Raw genomic sequence first — 16323 nt, 5'->3', positions numbered from 1 at the left:
GGGCGTCCTCAGGCAATCTGTCGGAGGATGTCCGCCACCCGATCCAGCGAAGGGTCGATGTCCAGGCTGTCGATGGCCCCGAACCCGAAGAACAGGCCTGGCCTGGGGGCGCTGCTGCGATAGAAGCCATCCAGGGTATAGAGGCCGATATCCAGCCGCCTGGCTAGTGTTAGTAGTAGCGGCAAGTCCAGCTCCTGGCGGGTGTAGGTGGCGAGGTGGAAACCTGCCTGGATGGGAATAGGTGCCAGCCAGGAGGCCAGGTCGCCTTGCAGGCGGGCCATCAGCTTGCCGCGGCGGCTGGCATAGGCAGCGTGACAACGTCGGATATGCTTGAGCAGGTAGCCTTCATCGATGAACCGGGCCAAGGCTAACTGATTGGTGGTCGGGCTGTGCCAGTCGCTCAGGTGCTTGGCCGCGGCCACCGCTGCCAGGATGGCGGGTGGGGCGATGAGGTAACCCAGTCGTAACTCGGGCGTCAGCGACTTGGAGAAGGTGCCGACATAGGCAACCAGGCCATCGCGGTCCAGCCGGTACAGCGTGTCGGCTGGGCGACCCTCGTAGCGGAACTCGCTGTCGTAGTCGTCCTCGATGATGATGGCGCCGAGCGCCTTGGCCCGTGCCAGCAAGGCATGCCGGCGCGCGGTGCTCATGGCCATGCCGAGCGGGAACTGGTGGGCCGGCGTGACGTAGATCAGCCGGGTTGTGTCCGGTATGTGCTCGACCTGCATGCCCTCTGCATCGACCGGTATCCCGATGACCCGGGCGCCCTGCGCCGCCAGCAGCAGGCTGGCCGGTGGATAGCCGGGCTCCTCCACGGCCACGGTGCAACCGGGCTCGACCAGCACGCGAGCGATCAGGTCGAGCGCCTGCTGGGCGCCGTTGGTCACGATGATGTCTGTCATCGTGCAATCTATCCCGCGCGAGAAGGCGATATGCCGGGCGATGGCTTGCCGCAGCACCGGCAGGCCCTCCGCCTGGCTGTACAAGGCGCGGCCGGACCGGTCCTGCCGCAACGCATGCAGCATGCAGCGCCGCCAGTCGTCGGCCGGGAACAGGCTGCGTGTGGTGGCGCCGCCTATGTACTCGTGGCGCGCTGTGCCATCTGGCCCCAGATGTCGCAGCGGTGTGCTCACATCGCGCCATTGGGCAACCACGGCGGCACCAGCCAGGTCTTCGCTGCGATGTGGCGCGGGTTTGCCGGCCGGCACCGCGCTCACGAACGTGCCCTGGCCGACCTGGCCTTCGGTCAACCCTTCGTAGCCCAGCCTGGCATAGGCTTCCGTCACGGTCTTGCGTGATAGGCCAAGTTGTTCGGCCAGCAGCCGGCTGGGCGGAAGCCGCTCCCCCGCAACCAGTCGACCGGTGCGGATAGCGGTCTTCAGTTGCCGGAACAACTGGCCGCTGAGGTCGCGGTCACCTTCGATGACGATATGGAGTTCCATGGAGAGCCCTGCTGCAAACGACAATCAGTCCTTGCATGGTAATGCTGAAAATTGGTCTCCGTAAATTGATTGGAATTGGTCGCCTGGGAGGAGTCCAATGCGACCTAGGATACGTCTCATCAAACAACCACCAGACGAAGGAGCAAGACCATGAAAAACCGTATCGATTTCTACACCGCCTCCCCGGACGCTCTCAAGGCACTGATCGCCCTCGAGGCGGCCGTCAACAAGCTGGGCTTGGAGCCGGACCTGCTGGACCTGATCAAGCTGCGCGCCTCGCAGATCAACGGCTGTGCCTTCTGTGTAGACTTGCACAGCACCGATGCCCGCAAGAAGGGCGTCAGCGAGCGTCGCATCCATGGCTTGACCGTCTGGCGCGAAACACCGTTCTACAACCCGCGTGAACGTGCCGCGCTGGCCTGGACCGAAGCCGTGACCCTGATCTCGCAAACTCATGCCCCGGACGAGGATTACACGGCCATGCAGACGGAGTTCAGCGAGCGCGAGCTGGTCGACCTGACGCTGGCCATCACCACCATCAACAGCTGGAATCGGATGGCGATCAGCTTCCGCAAGATGCCGACGGCCTGAGGAGATGATCATGAGCAGACAATACGGCCTGAAATTGGCGGGGCTGCTGGCCATCGGCCTCTGGGGGTGTGCTGCGCTGGCGCATGAGGCGGGACAGGAGCAGGTCACGCCGCTGCAAGCAAAGGCACTGTCCGATGTACCCGGCAAGCGCGGCTTGCTGGCCGTGGTGAGCTTTGCGCCCGGCCAGGCGTCCACCCCGCACCGCCACGACGGATCGCTGTTCGCCTATGTGCTGGAGGGCGAGGTGCTATCGCAGATGACGGGTGAGGCACCGGTCACCTACAAGGCGGGGGACAGTTGGTACGAGACGCCGCGCCAGGCTCATCTGGTCGCCCGCAACGCTAGTGACAGCAAGCCGGCCAGGTTGTTGGTCTGGGCTCTGGTTGGCGAGGGCAAGCCGATACGCGAGCCCTTGCCGGCACAATAGGTAACCGGCCCTGGGGGCCGGTTGTGCTGTCATGTGGTGTCGCTCAGTGCAGTGTCGAAGCCAGCGCAGGCTTGTCTGCCTGGACGGTGTTAGCGAGCTTGCCGGTATCGGGTATGCGAATGTGTCGTTGCCGCACGTGGATCAGTCCCAGTTCATCCAGTCGTGACAGCACGCGGCTGACGGTTTCCAGCTTCAGCCCCAGGTGGCTGCCGATCTCCTCGCGTGTCATGCGCAGGTGGAACTCATGGGCGGAATAGCCGCGCTCGGCAAAGCGACGGGACAGATCGAGCAGGAAGTGACCGACCCGTTCTTCGGCGCGTACGCCGCTCAGCTGCATGGCCAGCTCCTGGCTGCGGCTGATCTCGCGGCCCATCAATTGCAGCAGGCGGCGCTGCAAGGTAGGTGTCGTGGCGCAGAGCTTGCCCAGTGCCGTGAAGGGCACCACGCAGACCTGGCTGTCTTCCAGCGCGACGGCGAACTGACGGTGTTGATCGGTATCGATACCGTCCAAGCCCAGTAGCTCGCCACCCATATGAAAGCCGGTCACCTGTTCGCGGCCTTCTTCATTGATGGCGTAGGTCTTGAAGAAGCCGCTGTGTACGACGTACAGCGCATGGAAGGCTTCACCGGCCCGGTATAGGGCCTCACCTCGCTTAACGATCTGCCGGTTGGCGCCCTGGCTGGGCGCACCCTGCCGGTCCGGTGCCTTGCCCGCCAGACACATGCCGTGCATCTTGCAGGTGCTGCAACCTGGCTGAAGGGCGGCCTGCGCGGACCAGTTCCGATCTGCGCAGCTACTGTCCGTGTAACTGACTACTTGCAGTTCTTCGAAAAAGCTTTCCATGGCGTTTTTTCCTCGTACTTGTGTAGCAGTCATCAATGCGGCTTCAGCGATAGCCAGGTGATCAGTTCCTTGACCTTACCGACGTCGGTGTTCTTGTCGTAAAAGTAGCTTGCACCGGCCGCGAGACAGAGCCGGCGGTACTGGCTATCGGCGTGATTGGTCAGGACGGCGAACACGATCTCCGGCGCTTGCGGATGTACGCTCCGCAGCACGTCGAGTCCGCTGCCCTCCAGCAGGCGGATATCCAGCACCACGCAGTGGGGCTGCTGCTGCAGGATGCCGTCCACGGCGTCGCCGGCGGTTTCAGCCACGCCGACGACTTCTGTCGCCGGGATGTTGGCCACCATCTCGATCAGTCTCTCGCGTATGGCGGGCGAATCGTCGACGATGTAAATGCGTGTGTGATTGGAGTGGGCTTGCATGGGACCAAGTATGCGAGAGCGGTCCCGGGGCCGGTATCGGCGGGGGATGAATGTCGGGGTAGGCGGAGTCTGCTCTTGGGGGTAGGTGGATTCCTACGGGAACAATCGACGTTTTGTGCATACTCATATTGCCAGCATCGCCCGGCGGAGCCGGGCGCTTTAAGCCGATATAAGTCCGCCCCCTTTGCTGATTGAACCCACTCCCCCGAGCTCTGTATGCACAGGCTCTATGCGCTGAAGCGCTAAGAACACTGGCAACCTCGTCACCGCGAGGGGGCCTCGCTAGCGCGAAACGGTATCTACGCGTATCTAAATCTACTCGAACAGCTTGTGCTCAATGGCGTAACGCACCAGCTCGGTTTGGCTGTGCATGTTCATCTTCTGCAATAGGCGCGCCTTGTGGGTGCTGACGGTCTTGACCGAGAGGTGCAGTTGCTCGGCGATGTCGGTGACCAGGCGGCCTGCGACCAGCAATTGGAACACCTGGAACTCCCGGTCCGACAGCTCTGTATGCGGCATGACGTCCTGGTTGGGCATGGCCTGCAGTGCCAGCATTTCGGCGACTTCCGCACTGATATAGGCGCCACCGCCGGCAACCTTGCGGATGGCGGTGACCAACTGGGCGGAGGCACTCTCCTTGGTCAGGTAGCCTGATGCCCCGGCGCGAATGGCACGGATGGCATACTGGTGTTCTTCGTGCATCGTCAGCACCAGGATGCGAAGGCCGGCCTGTTCGCGTTTAACCTGTTTGATCAGGTCGATACCGCTCTTCCCGGGCATGGACATGTCCAGTAGCAACAAGTCGAAGTTGGCTATGCGTATCCTGGCCAGGACTTCGTCGCCATTGCAGGCCTCGCCAACGACCTGCAGGTCGGGTGTCGCCTGCAGCAGTTGCTTGAGTCCTTCCCGGACGATGGTGTGGTCATCGGCAATGACGATGCGGATCATGTGTTGACCCCCTCTGACGGCAAGGGTAATCGCACGGCGATATGGGTGCCGCGGCCGGCCGGGCTATCGATCCGGGTGACGCCGCCGAGCAGGTAGGCGCGTTCGCGCAAACCCAGGAGGCCGAACGAGTTGGGTTTGCTGGCTTCGTCCTGGGAAAAGCCGCGGCCGTCGTCGCGGATGTCAATCAGGACCTCGGTCGCCGTCTGGGTCAGGCTGATGCTGGCCTCGCTGGCCTGGGCATGCCGCGCGATATTGGTCAGTGATTCCTGCACGATACGGAAGATGGCGGTAGCCAGCGGGTCGGGCCAATGGGCGTCTGGATCGCCGACCGTCAATTGGCAGGGGACCCCTGTACGCTGGCTGAAGTTCTCGACCAGCCACTCCAGCGCCGCAACCACCCCCAGGTCATCCAGGATCAACGGCCGCATTTCGGTCGAGATCCGGCGCGTGGCGGCGACGGTATTGTCGAGCAAGGTCTGCATCTTGCCGAGTTTCTGCCGGACCTGGCTGTCCTCGGCCGGTAGCTGCGCCTGTATCCAGTTGACGTCCATCTTCAGGGCGGTGAGGGCCTGGCCCAGCTCGTCGTGCAGCTCGCGGGCGATACGGCTTTTTTCCTGTTCGCGCACCGAATGGGCGGCAGTCGCGAAGGCGCGCAGTTCCTCACGCGAATCCCGCAAGGCGGCCTCGGTCGCGACGCGTTCGGTGACGTCGCGCAGGATTACGGTAAAGAAACGGGCGCCATGCTCCTGAACATGGGAGATCGAGGCATCGATGGGAAACTCTTCACCGTTGCGGCGCAGGCCAGTGATGATACGGGCGGCCCCCATGCGCCGCGAGGTCACGCCGGTGTTGCCGAACTCGCGGACATGATGGGCATGGGCCTTGCGGTAGCGGTCAGGGATGAACCAATCGAGGGGGGAGTCCAGTGCCTGTTCGCGGCTGCACAGGAACATCTGCTCGGCGGCGGCGTTGAACAGCACGATGCGTTGCCGCTCATCGACGATGATGACCGCATCCATGGCCGATTCGACAATGCCTCCCAGTCGTATCTGTATGTCTTTCAGCGCGGCATTGGCTGCCTGGCCGCTGGCGTGCTGCCGATGCAGGCGCCAGCCGGTCAGCAACGCGATGACTAGGCCGCCGGCGGCGGCCACGATCAACATCAGCGGTGTCTGCCAGCCGGAGAGTCCCGCCACAGTGGCCAGCAGTATCAGCAGGCTCAGCCAGAATGCGCCGTTAACCAGCAATGCCTTGCCGCGGCTCTCTATGTGCTTGTCTTGCGCCTTGTCCACCCCATACCCTTGTCTGTGTCATTACCTGGCCAGCGTCCCCGCCTGGACCAGGGGCCAGCGGACGGGGAGCCAGGCTGTAGTATGGCGGTTTGCCGGCCACGGACAAGAGGGGGGTTAGAAGTTCAGGACCACGCGGCCATCGATTACGCCCGATTGCATGCGCTCGAAGATCTGGTTGATATTGTCGAGCTTGTCGGCACTGAAGTGCGCGCTGACCTTGCCTTCGGCAGCAAACTGCAAGGCCTCGTGCAAATCCTGCCGTGAGCCGACGATGGAGCCACGCACGGTCTTGGCGTTGAGTACGACGTCGAAGATAGGCAGGTCAAAGCTGCCGGGCGGCAGACCGACTAGCGACATGGTGCCACGCTTGTGCAGCAACCCCAGGCCTTGGGCGAAGGCGCTCCGGGACACGGCAGTAACCAGGGCACCATGCACGCCACGGAAGGCTTTTTGCGCTTCGGCGACCGGGTCCTGCTCGGCCGCGTTGATGACCATGTCCGCACCTAAAGACTGAGCCAACTTGAGCTTGTCAGCACTAATGTCGACGGCCAGAACATGAAAGCCCATAGCCTTGGCGTACTGGACAGCCATATGGCCCAGACCCCCAATCCCGGAAATGGCGACCCAGTCACCCGGCTTGCAGTCGAGCACCTTGAGACCCTTGTAGACCGTCAGGCCAGCGCAGAGTACCGGTGCCGCGGCGTCGAAGGCGAGGCTGTCCGGCAGGTGGCCGACATAGCCGGGATCGGCCAGGACGTACTCGGCATAGCCGCCGTTGACGGTATAGCCGGTCATCTGCTGCTCGTCGCAGAGTGTCTCCCAGCCCGTCAGGCAATGTTCGCAGCAGCCGCACGCGGTATGCAGCCACGGTACGCCGACACGGTCCCCCTCCCGGATGCCCCGCACACCGGCCCCCACCTTGGCCACGTAGCCCACGCCCTCATGACCCGGAATGAAGGGCAAGGCGGGCTTGACCGGCCAGTCGCCCTTGGCGGCGTGCAGATCGGTATGGCAGACCCCGGATGCCACGACCTTGACCAGTACCTGGCCAGGCGGCACCTCGGGAACCGGCACCTCCTCGATTTCCAGTGGCTGGCCGAAATCGTGAACAACGGCGGCTTTCATCATGGCGGTCATGGCAGCTTCCTCCGGTTTGGGATGGTGCCAAGATGGCACAGGTGGTGCGCAGCCGGACTGATCTGGATCAAGCCGGCGTCAGATCACTTTGGAATACTTGCCGGCGGCCCGGCCCTCACGCAGGTAGCGGTCGAACACCATGGCGCTGGCGCGAGCCAGGAAGCGGCCTCGGGGGGTGATGCTCAGACGGTCCGGCTTGACCTCCAGCAGACCATCCATCTGCAGCGCCTGCAGCTCGGTGAGTTCAAGTGCGAAGTAGTGGCGGAAGTCGACCCCCCAGCGTTGTTCGAACTCGGCGAATACCAGTTCAGACTGGCATAGCAGGGACTGGATCACTTCGCGCCGGATGGCATCGTCCTGCTCCAGCACGTAGCCGCGGGCTTCCGGCAGGTAACCCAGGTCCATTGCCGCGTAGTAGTCCACCAGTTCGCGATGGTTTTGCACATAGTTGTCACCCGCCTTGCCGATCGCCGATACCCCAAGGCCTATCAGATTGCAGTCTGCGTCGCTGGCATAACCTTGGAAATTGCGCTGCAGTCGACCTTCGGCGAGCGCCATCGCCAGGTCATCGTGCGGCAGGGCGAAATGATCCATGCCGATATAGACGTAACCGGCATCGAGCAGGCTGGCGACGGCTTGTTCCAGCAGCGCCAGCTTGCCCTCCGGCGTCGGCAGCTCGGCGATGGCGATACGACGCTGCGGCATGAAGCGTTCCGGCAGGTGGGCATAGCTGTACAGCGCGATCCGGTCCGGTCGCCAGGCCAGCACGGTTTCCAGCGTGCGCGCCATGCTTTGCGGCGTCTGTCGCGGCAGCCCGTAGATCAGGTCGAAATTGACCGAGCGGAAATGCAAGCGCCGGGCCTCCTGCATTGCACCCATCACCCAGGCCTGCGGCTGGACGCGGTTGATGGCGACCTGTACATCGAGATCCAGGTCCTGTACCCCCAGGCTCATGCGGTTGAAACCGTGCGCGGCCAGTTTTGCCAGGGTCTGCTCGCCCAGCCGGCGAGGGTCGATCTCGATCGCACATTCCATCTTTTCATCGAAGGGAAAGTGCTGCTTGAGCATGCCGACCATCCGGTCGAGCTGGTCGTCACGCAGGAAGGTCGGCGTACCGCCGCCGAGGTGCAGCTGACGAATGGTCGTTTGCTCAGGCAGCTGCGCCCGGCGAAGCCGGATTTCCTTCTCGAGGTAGTCTAGGTAGCGATCGGCCTGCTGCCTGTCCTTGGTGGTGATCTTGTTGCAGGCGCAGTAGTAGCAGACCGTATCGCAGAAGGGGATATGCACATACAGCGACAGCGGCCGCGTGGCCGCCGCCAGTTCCGTACGGTAGGCGCTGGCATCGAAGCTGGACTGGAAACGGTCGGCCGTCGGGTAGGAGGTATAGCGTGGCCCGGGCCGGTCGTAGCGCTGGATCAGGGCGGCATCGAAGGTGACGGCAGTAGCGGGAGGGGGCATGGCAGCGACTCGACGAGGAAACTGCCGGACAGGCTAGGGGAAGCGGGGAAGGAGGGTATTGATGGGGGTCAAGTTGGTGGGATATTCCATTCTGACTAGTGATTGTTGGTTTAAGCGGCTGTCGCCGTAGTATCCGCACTGCGTGCAGTTTGAATGTGGGACGCACTCCCGTCCCAAACCGTGCAACGCGCGGATCTCACGGCGATAGCCGCTAAACAAAGCTGAGTAAGTCATCAGATCAGAGATGCACAAACACCTCTGAATACACCCTTCCATCCGCCCCGCGCGCCAAGGCATGCGCCTGGGGATACGGCAATGACATGGGGCGACCATAGGGGGAGCGCAATTGCACCCGGATGGCGTCACCCGGTTGTTGCAGCAGTGGTAGCGGCGCCGGGGCGACGAAGACCTGGGCGGGACGGCCACCCAGGCGGGTATCGCCGGATTGGCGGGTGAAGATCATGTCGGGGCTGTCGTCGGACTCGACCTGCGCCACCAGCTCGAAATCCTGCACCTTGTGCTGCTTGGGCGGTTGGACGATGTAGTAGCGCCAGTGGGTCTGGCGGGGGGCGAGGTCCAGGCTGTAGAGGGGAGCGCTGAAACTGCGACCGCTTTCGGACAATGCCAGCTTGCCCGGATAGATGGCGATGATGCCCCAGAGCCCCTGGCTACCGCCATGCGGACGCCAGAGCTTCAGGGTTGCGGCCCGATGGGCGTGGATCGTCCGTTCGATTTCGTGAGCGAGCTGCGGGTCCAGCGAGTAGGCAGCGGATGGCGCCACGGCTGGCGGTGTGGTCGCATCCGCCTGCTCGCTGGGTAAGATTGATAGGGTGTGTCGCTCCAGCGTGTCGTCGCACGCGAGCAGGCGTACCCGCCCATGAACCTTGCCGTGATCGACCAGGTTGTCGAAATAGAACAACTGGGTCGCGTCCTCTGTTCCCGCGAATGGCGAGTGGGTGTAGTTGAGCAGGGCAGGGTCGTGGCACTGGACGGCAAAGGTGAAGGCGGCGTGCTCCTCCGCCAGCGCCGCCCAATCGAGATGGCCACCGGATTGATCGTATACGCTGCCGCCACCAGGTTCGGCCTTGAAGGTAAGTTGATATTGGGCGAGCAACTGCTGGCAGCCACTGGTGGGGTGGAGTACCAGCGGCATGCAGATACCATGCGCGAAATAGCCATGGCGGCATTGCAGGCCGAACAGACGGGATGCTTGCTTGCTTGGCATGATCTCTCTTTACATCGGTGCATGTACGCCGGTACGGCGCATTACCGCTTCGACGGGGATGGTGCTTTTGCCGGTGAAGGGACGGACCGGGAACTGATCGATCTGGCTGGCGGAGATGTTCCCGACGACCGAGAGGCTGGGGCCGGCATTGAGCCGTAACAGCAGCGCCTGCTTGTCCATGGCATAGCGCAGGGCGAGTGCTGTGCCGAGTTGGGTGGCCAGGCCCTCCAGAGGACGACGGTTGCCGCGGACCAGCAAGGTGGCGAGCAACAGTGCGACGGCATGGCGGCTGCGGGCGGCATGCTCCCGGCCGGTGATGTTGGGCTGCAGCAAGGTGGCGGGCAGGCGTGCATGCAACTGAAGCACGATGGTTGCATCCTTTCCTGTCAGCAGGCGTATCACCCGCTGCTGGAATTCGGCGGTGGTCAGGTGGGCAATCTGTCGCGCAGCCAGCGGACCTACCAGGATAAGCTCCCGTTGCAAGCAGGCATCCGGCAGCGATTCCAGCCAGGTGGCCAGGCTGGGCGCGCCGGACTTCGACAGCGAGCTGGGCCAAGCGCCATGGCGCAGGAACAGTCGCAAGGCATGGCTCGCAGATTGGGTACGTGGCAGTAGGCCGTCGCTATCCCTTTGTAAGCCTTGCCGCATCAGCCGGCACCAAGCCAGTTGGCGCTCGATGGCGGGTAGGTTCGCTGCTGGTCTGAGGGACTGACCTGCCGCGGATTGCGGTGCCAGTAGGTCCATCAATTGCGCGAGCTGTTGCTCGGTCAGACAGGCGACCAGTGCGGGCTGCCAATGTATGCCTGCCAACTCACGCAGCATGTTTACCAGGGCGTCAGGCGAGCTGGACAGCAGACCACTGACCCAGTTGCGGCGCAATGCGCACTCTATCTGGGCGCTGGCGGGTGCCTGGCTTAGCCAGGTAGCAAGCTGCACCAGCAGGCCATTCTGATGATGCTGCACCCGCCGGGCAGGGCTGGCCATGCTGACAAAGGGAAGGTCGGTGCTGTGCTCCTCGGCCAGCATCAGCAGACGTTCCGCCATGCGGCTGCGTTGCTGCTGTCGCGGCGACAGGCCCTCATGCAGACGCCGCAGCAGGATGGCGGGGGGCAGGTTGCTGTATTCGGCCAGGTGCTGCACGGCGGTACGTAGCAGGCCGGTTTCTTCCATCGGTGTTCCCAGAGGCTGCGATGCCCACAGGGTCAGCGCCGAATCGTGCAGCAACTGGCCGAGTTCGGACTCGATGGCGCCCCGCAAGCGTGCGCGTTCTGCGGTTTTTTGCAGCAGCAGTAAGGTCCGGCATAGCCAACTGGCTTGTCGTGGGGCGAGCAGATGCCACAGTTGATGGCATTGTTCGGTCGCGAGGTCCCGCAGCAGGTCATGACGGGATGCCGGTTCGGCCAACTGTGGGTGCAGGATCAGGCGCAGCGTGGCAGGCGTGCCCTGCCAGTTCTGTATGAGCGTGTCCAGGCTGCTACGGACGTCATTCGGCATTGGTTGATTCAAGGTCTGGCTCCCATGTAGCCTCGGCAGCAGGCGCTCGCAAAGCGTCGCGTACCGGCCAGGGCTGTATTGTTGTTGGACGACTTTGAGGTTGGCGAAGGTCATGGTGTTCATGGGTCGGGATTGCGGTGTTGATGAATCAACCGTGCCAGGGGACCTACCGGCCTGTATTGGCTGGCAGATACACCATGCCCTCGCCCTCTTGGCGTCGATCTTTAGGGGGTACTACTCAAGTTCCATGCCAGGGCACGCCGGGCCTACGGACGGCGAAAGGCGCTGCAAAAAGGCGTTTGATGTGTAAATTGACATGGCAATGACGGCTTTTGACATGTCCGCGGCTGCGCGTCCTTTACACGTGCGGGTTGGTGGCTGCGATCCTGCTTGGCAGGGCTGGCAGGGCGTGCCAGTCCCGCTAGAATGGGATCTCTTTGGAGTGATACTGCGACTGTGATCGATACGGATTTGACCCTACCCAGCCCCGGCGCATCGCAGGGGCGCGCTGCCGAACCCTTGCTGGGTCTGACGCTACTATGGCACCCGCAACTGGAGCGCGTCGGGGAGCAGGCCATGGCGGTGGACGACGGACAGCCCGTGCAGCTCAACCGTTTCATGCCGCTGTTTCGTCCGCCGGGTACCACCAGTGGCCTGCCATTGGGCGAGCGCTGTATTGGCCGCGAGCCCGTTACGCTGCACCGCCAGGTGGACGGCAGCGTGGACCTGGAAATCCCGGTCGGGCGCATGATGGTGGAGATTGATGGTGAAGCCGTAGCTGGACGGGTTACCCTGACCCGCGAAGCGCTGGCTGATGGTGTGGTACTGGGATTGGGTGGCGCGGTGCTGCTATGCCTGCACTGGATCACGACACTGCCACGGGCAGGCGAGATGGCGGGCCTGCTGGGGGTCAGCAGTGCCATGCTCAGGGTGCGGGAGCAGATACGACAGGTCGCCAATACCGACCTGTCGGTCCTGTTGCTGGGCGAAACCGGCTCGGGCAAGGAGTTGGCCGCCAAGGCAGTCCATGCCTGCAGCAAGCGCCGCGACCAACCCTGGGTCAGCGTCAACATGGCGACACTGAACGAATCCCTGGCGGCAGCGGACCTGTTTGGCGCGGTGAAGGGGGCCTATACCGGCGCGCAGTCGCCGCGTCGGGGCTACTTTGCAGAGGCCGGTGAGGGCACACTGTTTCTCGATGAAATCGGCAATGCCCCTGCCACCGTGCAACCGATGCTGTTGCGGGTACTGGAAACCGGCGAATACCGTCCGCTGGGCGCGCCGCGCAACGAATACTCAAAGGCAAGGTTGATCGCGGCGACCGACCAGCGCCTCGATGACGGCAGCTTCAACCAGCCCTTGCTGCGGCGCCTGGAGGCCTTTGTGATCCGCATGCCGGCCCTGCGTGAGCGGCGTGAGGATATCGGCCTGCTGATCGTGCAGCTGTTGGCGCAATGGGCCGCACAGAGCGGAAGCAGTGTGAGTTTCGACCCGGTGTTCGTCCGCGAGCTGTGCTGCTATGACTGGCCGGGCAATGTTAGGCAACTGAGCAACGTGGTGAAGCGTGCGGCTCTGGCGCTGACTGGAGGAGATTTGCCGCGGTTCGAGGAACTCGTCGGGGCGGTAATGATGCCGGAGAGGTCGGTAGTGCCCTCGCCAGATAGCGCTGCCCGGTTTACCGAGACTGCGCCTGTACCGGTACGTCGAGCCAGGTTGTCCGAGCTGTCCGACGCCCAACTATTGCAGGCCATGGAACAGAGCGCCTGGCAGATCAGAGGGGCCGCGTTGGCGCTGGGCATATCCCGGCCCTCACTCTACAAGCTGATCGATGCGCATCCCGACATCCGGCCGGCAGAACGGATCCCCGAGGCCGAGCTACGCGCTGCCTTACAAACGGCTGCTGGGGAGTTGACGGTGTGTGCATCGCTACTGCAGACGCCGAGCGAAGCATTGCGTCGGCGTCTGCGAGCATTGGGTTTGATGGCCTGACCGTTACTTATCCACCCACTTGGCCGCTCAGACGAGCTAGCGTTCAGCGCGTACCGTTGCCCACTTCGCTTTCAGGGTCGAAGGTGAAGACGCGCAGGATAGGCTGGGCGCCGGGGTTGGTCACGATCTTCACCGTAATGTAAAGGGACAACTCCCAGCGACCATTCTGTTGACCCACCGTCAGCGCGTTGGCTTTCTGCATGTAAACATATCGGATGCCGTGTTTCACTTCCACGCCGCAGTCTGTGATTTCGCTTATAGGACGCGCAGAGACGTCCGGGCCGCTAAACAATGAGGGAGGGGCGTAGACAACCGCGTCGGTCGGATCATCCAGACTCACAATCTGTGGGCTCGAGAGAATGGTGCACTCAAGAATGCTGATCTGAAAATTCGGGAACCGCTTCGCATCACCCGTGGCGGTCACGAAGAAGTCCAGCGATTCGCCTTTGAAGAAGCGGACGCCCCCAGCGTAGCGGCCTGTCGTGGGATTCGAGACCTTGTCATCCACGCTCCAGATCAATTGATTGCTGACCTGCTCAATATCGAAACTGACGTTGATACAGGAGTGCTTCTTGATTTCGCTCATTTCGCTTTGCCTATTTGAAGTTGCTGGTAACGGGAATCACGTCGTAGGTTGATCAAGTCGGGTTCCGACTCAATCAGCGACACAGGGTAGCCGAGTGCGACAGCTGTTTTCATTTCAGCGATCGCTTGCTCACGTTCTCCTAGCAACTCGTAGGCCAGCAGTGCCCGAAAGTGCGCATCGGGGTTGTCAGGCGCTAGCGCGAGGCCTTGTTTCATCCATTCCACCGCTTCCCGCTTGTCACCGGTGCGCGCGTGATAGAGCGCGCCACGAGTGCGAAGGGTCGCATCGGCAGGCAGTCTTACGAGCTGTGGTTCCAGTAGCTGGATGGCGCGTTGGTAGGCGCTGATTGCCGCATCCTTGCGACCCGGTACCCAACGCAAGGCATCACCCAGGTTGGCCCATTTCAGATAGTCGTTGGGACTCCCCTTGGCGCTGGATACCGCACGTTCGAAAGCGGAGACTGCGCCTAGATAGTCACCTCGTGCGAACAGGGCAGTGCCGAGGTTGCCGTACAAACGGCTGTTGGGCCGTATCTGCAACCCCTGTTGCAGGACCTGCAGCGCCTCGTCGACACGGTTCTGGCGGAGCAAGGCAGCGTTGAGGTTGGCATACGCGAAGATCGCATCGGGTTGAGCGGCAATGCTGCTTCGGAAAGCACTTTCTGCCCCCGCATAGTCGCCTTGCTGGAAACGGATAGTGCCGAGCAAGTCGGTGAACAGGCGTTCCGTAGGATGGTGTCCCAGTGCCTGCTGGACGATTTTCTCCGCCTCTGCCAAGCGGCCTTGGCGCAGCATCCACTGCGCTTTGCCGTTCAAGGCGTAGATATTGGTCGGGTCCAATGCAAGTGCCCGTTCTGTACTTTGCAGGGCCTCGGCAAGCTTGCCCTGAAACTCCAATACCCAGCCCATGGCGGTATGTGCCAAGGCTAGCTGGTCGTCGAGCTTCAAGGCCATGCGTGCGCTGGTATCGGCGCGTTGCAACCAGACTTCATCTTTGCCATCGCCGCTATAACGCAAGCTATAGGCTAGCGAGAGCGCCGCTGCCGCTGCCGCATGGTCAGGGCTGCGTTCCAGCAGCGAAGTGAAATGGGTAATGGCGGCGCTGAGCTCGTCCTCGTTATCGAAGTTATGCAAGGCACGCATGCCGGCCGCCAGTACGCTGGCTTCGGACGGCGGTGGTTGCAGATGTTGTCGCCAGTCAGGCCGCAGATAGCCCAGCAGCAGTGCCGCTGCAATCAGTAGCAGGCTGCCACCCAGCCACAAGCCGAGTTTGCGCCAGCTCCGGACCTGGACCAAGCTGCCCTCTAGAACGGCGCCGGTACGACGCAACATCGGCGTACGCCCGTCGTGAACCGCCTGGATCTGTTGCCGTACCAACTGCATGCTGGCAGGGCGCAGGGTGGGATCGCGTGCCACAAGCTCGTGGATCAGTGCCCGACATGCGGGTGTAACGCTCTCCGGCAACGGCCATTGCTCCGGCATGGACTGCATATGTGCAGCCGCCAGGGCGAGGCCGTGCAGGCCGGCAAAAGGGCGCTCGCCCGCGATCAGTTCATAGAGGATGACCCCCAGGGCATAGATATCGCTACCCATGTCGGGCGGGTTGCCCAGTAGCCGTTCCGGCGCCATGTAGGCGATGGTCCCCTCCTGGCCGGTCTGCGAGCTGGAGCCGGTCGCCAGTGGGTCGATCTGCCGTGCAAGGCCAAAGTCGAGGATACGGATACGGCCTGAAGGCTCGACCATCAGGTTGGAGGGTTTGAGGTCCCCGTGGATCAGGCCAGAAGCGTGAGCCTGCTCCATCGCCGCCGCGATCTGGGCCACGATCTCCAGTGCCTGGTGCTCATTGGGATGCTGCTCGCGGATAAAGACCTGCAGTGTGCTGCCCGGCACCATCTCCATGATGATGAACTGGCTGTTGTCGTGATCGTCGATCGCAAAGATGTCGACGAAGGCCTCGTGGTCCAGTGAGGCGGCGAGTCGTGCCTCGGTCATCAACTGGTCTGGCCGGAACGAGTCGGACAGCAGCTTGAGGCGCTTGACCGCCACGCTGCGACAGAGCCGGGTATCCCAGGCTTCAAAAACTTCCCCAAAGCCTCCCTCGCCCAGACGACGACGCAAGGCGTAGTGGCCGAGCGTTTCGTCGGCCGTACCGGTGGATGGCGGACTGGTCGGATTGACGTCCATAAGTGTCTGTTTGAGCTGCCCTGACAGCCGTGCGCAGTGTGCTTGTGGTGTAAGCGGATGCCGGATTGTGCATGGAATCCCGTTTGCTTCAAAGGCAAGTGGCGCCTTGCTCACGAATATCCCGACGGGATCGTGGTGGACGGGCCACGAACACTATCCCTGCAGCGCCGTCGGCCGAGGGGGCAATGGCCTTCTGCCCTGGCCTGAACGGCCCTTTCTTGCTAAACCCGGCTTGAGAGATTGACCCTGCCGACAGGGCAGGAAGACGGCGTGTTGCTTTGTCTC

General features: G+C 62.7%; 14 protein-coding genes. 3 read left to right on the top strand and 11 right to left on the bottom strand.

What is annotated here, in order from left to right; translation table 11 throughout:
* Window positions 1-8: 8 nt before the first annotated feature.
* Window positions 9-1442: an aminotransferase-like domain-containing protein gene (pdxR, locus tag ACYVHK_RS15040; RefSeq protein ID WP_460533691.1), complete on the bottom strand. Its 1434-nt coding sequence runs from the start codon at window positions 1440-1442 to the stop codon at window positions 9-11.
* 150 nt (window positions 1443-1592) lie between these two features.
* On the opposite strand from pdxR, the gene ACYVHK_RS15035 reads away from it, so the two are divergent.
* Window positions 1593-2033: a carboxymuconolactone decarboxylase family protein gene (locus ACYVHK_RS15035; protein ID WP_460533688.1), complete on the top strand. Its 441-nt coding sequence runs from the start codon at window positions 1593-1595 to the stop codon at window positions 2031-2033.
* A 10-nt stretch (window positions 2034-2043) separates the two neighbouring features.
* Window positions 2044-2460, top strand: a complete 417-nt coding sequence (locus tag ACYVHK_RS15030) for a cupin domain-containing protein (protein ID WP_460533685.1) — start codon at window positions 2044-2046, stop codon at window positions 2458-2460.
* A 43-nt stretch (window positions 2461-2503) separates the two neighbouring features.
* On the opposite strand, the gene ACYVHK_RS15025 is transcribed toward ACYVHK_RS15030, so the two are convergent.
* The 8 genes from ACYVHK_RS15025 to ACYVHK_RS14990 form a co-directional block, all read right to left on the bottom strand.
* Window positions 2504-3304: a helix-turn-helix domain-containing protein gene (locus ACYVHK_RS15025; RefSeq protein WP_460533682.1), complete on the bottom strand. Its 801-nt coding sequence runs from the start codon at window positions 3302-3304 to the stop codon at window positions 2504-2506.
* Window positions 3305-3336: 32 nt separating this feature from the next.
* Window positions 3337-3726 (bottom strand): response regulator transcription factor, encoded by a 390-nt coding sequence (locus tag ACYVHK_RS15020; RefSeq protein WP_460533679.1) that lies wholly within the window; start codon window positions 3724-3726, stop codon window positions 3337-3339.
* A 315-nt stretch (window positions 3727-4041) separates the two neighbouring features.
* Window positions 4042-4674 (bottom strand): response regulator transcription factor, encoded by a 633-nt coding sequence (locus tag ACYVHK_RS15015; protein WP_460533676.1) that lies wholly within the window; start codon window positions 4672-4674, stop codon window positions 4042-4044.
* Window positions 4671-5966: a PAS domain-containing sensor histidine kinase gene (locus tag ACYVHK_RS15010; protein ID WP_460533673.1), complete on the bottom strand. Its 1296-nt coding sequence runs from the start codon at window positions 5964-5966 to the stop codon at window positions 4671-4673. Before ACYVHK_RS15010 ends, ACYVHK_RS15015 begins: the two co-directional genes overlap by 4 nt.
* Window positions 5967-6080: 114 nt before the next feature.
* Complete coding sequence (gene adhP / locus ACYVHK_RS15005; RefSeq protein WP_460533670.1) at window positions 6081-7103, bottom strand: zinc-dependent alcohol dehydrogenase; 1023 nt, start codon at window positions 7101-7103, stop codon at window positions 6081-6083.
* 78 nt (window positions 7104-7181) lie between these two features.
* On the bottom strand, window positions 7182-8561 hold the full coding sequence (gene hemN, locus ACYVHK_RS15000; protein ID WP_460533667.1) for an oxygen-independent coproporphyrinogen III oxidase: 1380 nt from the start codon (window positions 8559-8561) through the stop codon (window positions 7182-7184).
* A 238-nt stretch (window positions 8562-8799) separates the two neighbouring features.
* Window positions 8800-9786, bottom strand: coding sequence for a hypothetical protein (locus tag ACYVHK_RS14995; protein WP_460533664.1), 987 nt, complete (start codon window positions 9784-9786; stop codon window positions 8800-8802).
* A 9-nt stretch (window positions 9787-9795) separates the two neighbouring features.
* The gene (locus ACYVHK_RS14990) at window positions 9796-11292 is read right to left on the bottom strand and encodes a hypothetical protein (protein ID WP_460533661.1); all 1497 of its coding nucleotides are present in this window, start codon (window positions 11290-11292) and stop codon (window positions 9796-9798) included.
* A 459-nt stretch (window positions 11293-11751) separates the two neighbouring features.
* Here ACYVHK_RS14990 and ACYVHK_RS14985 point away from each other — a divergent pair, with 459 nt between their 5' ends.
* Entirely contained in the window at window positions 11752-13269 is a 1518-nt protein-coding gene (locus ACYVHK_RS14985; RefSeq protein WP_460533658.1) for a sigma 54-interacting transcriptional regulator, read from the top strand.
* 43 nt (window positions 13270-13312) lie between these two features.
* Here ACYVHK_RS14985 and ACYVHK_RS14980 read toward each other — a convergent pair whose 3' ends face one another.
* Window positions 13313-13855, bottom strand: coding sequence for a hypothetical protein (locus tag ACYVHK_RS14980; protein WP_460533655.1), 543 nt, complete (start codon window positions 13853-13855; stop codon window positions 13313-13315).
* Complete coding sequence (locus ACYVHK_RS14975) at window positions 13852-16038, bottom strand: protein kinase domain-containing protein (protein WP_460533652.1); 2187 nt, start codon at window positions 16036-16038, stop codon at window positions 13852-13854. The genes ACYVHK_RS14980 and ACYVHK_RS14975 overlap by 4 nt, the downstream gene beginning before the upstream one ends.
* Window positions 16039-16323: the final 285 nt, after the last annotated feature.

This window comes from Chitinimonas naiadis, from assembly GCF_054780835.1.
Note: the sequence above shows the minus strand (reverse complement) of the source record. Positions and strands in the feature narration are given on the sequence as shown.

Coding starts and splice junctions, on each gene's coding strand:
- ACYVHK_RS14975 (WP_460533652.1), bottom strand. CDS start 16,038: ATGGACGTCAATCCGACCAGTCCGCCATCCACCGGTACGGCCGACGAA.
- ACYVHK_RS14980 (WP_460533655.1), bottom strand. CDS start 13,855: ATGAGCGAAATCAAGAAGCACTCCTGTATCAACGTCAGTTTCGATATT.
- ACYVHK_RS15025 (WP_460533682.1), bottom strand. CDS start 3,304: ATGGAAAGCTTTTTCGAAGAACTGCAAGTAGTCAGTTACACGGACAGT.
- ACYVHK_RS15020 (WP_460533679.1), bottom strand. CDS start 3,726: ATGCAAGCCCACTCCAATCACACACGCATTTACATCGTCGACGATTCG.
- ACYVHK_RS14995 (WP_460533664.1), bottom strand. CDS start 9,786: ATGCCAAGCAAGCAAGCATCCCGTCTGTTCGGCCTGCAATGCCGCCAT.
- hemN (WP_460533667.1), bottom strand. CDS start 8,561: ATGCCCCCTCCCGCTACTGCCGTCACCTTCGATGCCGCCCTGATCCAG.
- ACYVHK_RS15030 (WP_460533685.1), top strand. CDS start 2,044: ATGAGCAGACAATACGGCCTGAAATTGGCGGGGCTGCTGGCCATCGGC.
- ACYVHK_RS15035 (WP_460533688.1), top strand. CDS start 1,593: ATGAAAAACCGTATCGATTTCTACACCGCCTCCCCGGACGCTCTCAAG.
- adhP (WP_460533670.1), bottom strand. CDS start 7,103: ATGACCGCCATGATGAAAGCCGCCGTTGTTCACGATTTCGGCCAGCCA.
- ACYVHK_RS15015 (WP_460533676.1), bottom strand. CDS start 4,674: ATGATCCGCATCGTCATTGCCGATGACCACACCATCGTCCGGGAAGGA.
- pdxR (WP_460533691.1), bottom strand. CDS start 1,442: ATGGAACTCCATATCGTCATCGAAGGTGACCGCGACCTCAGCGGCCAG.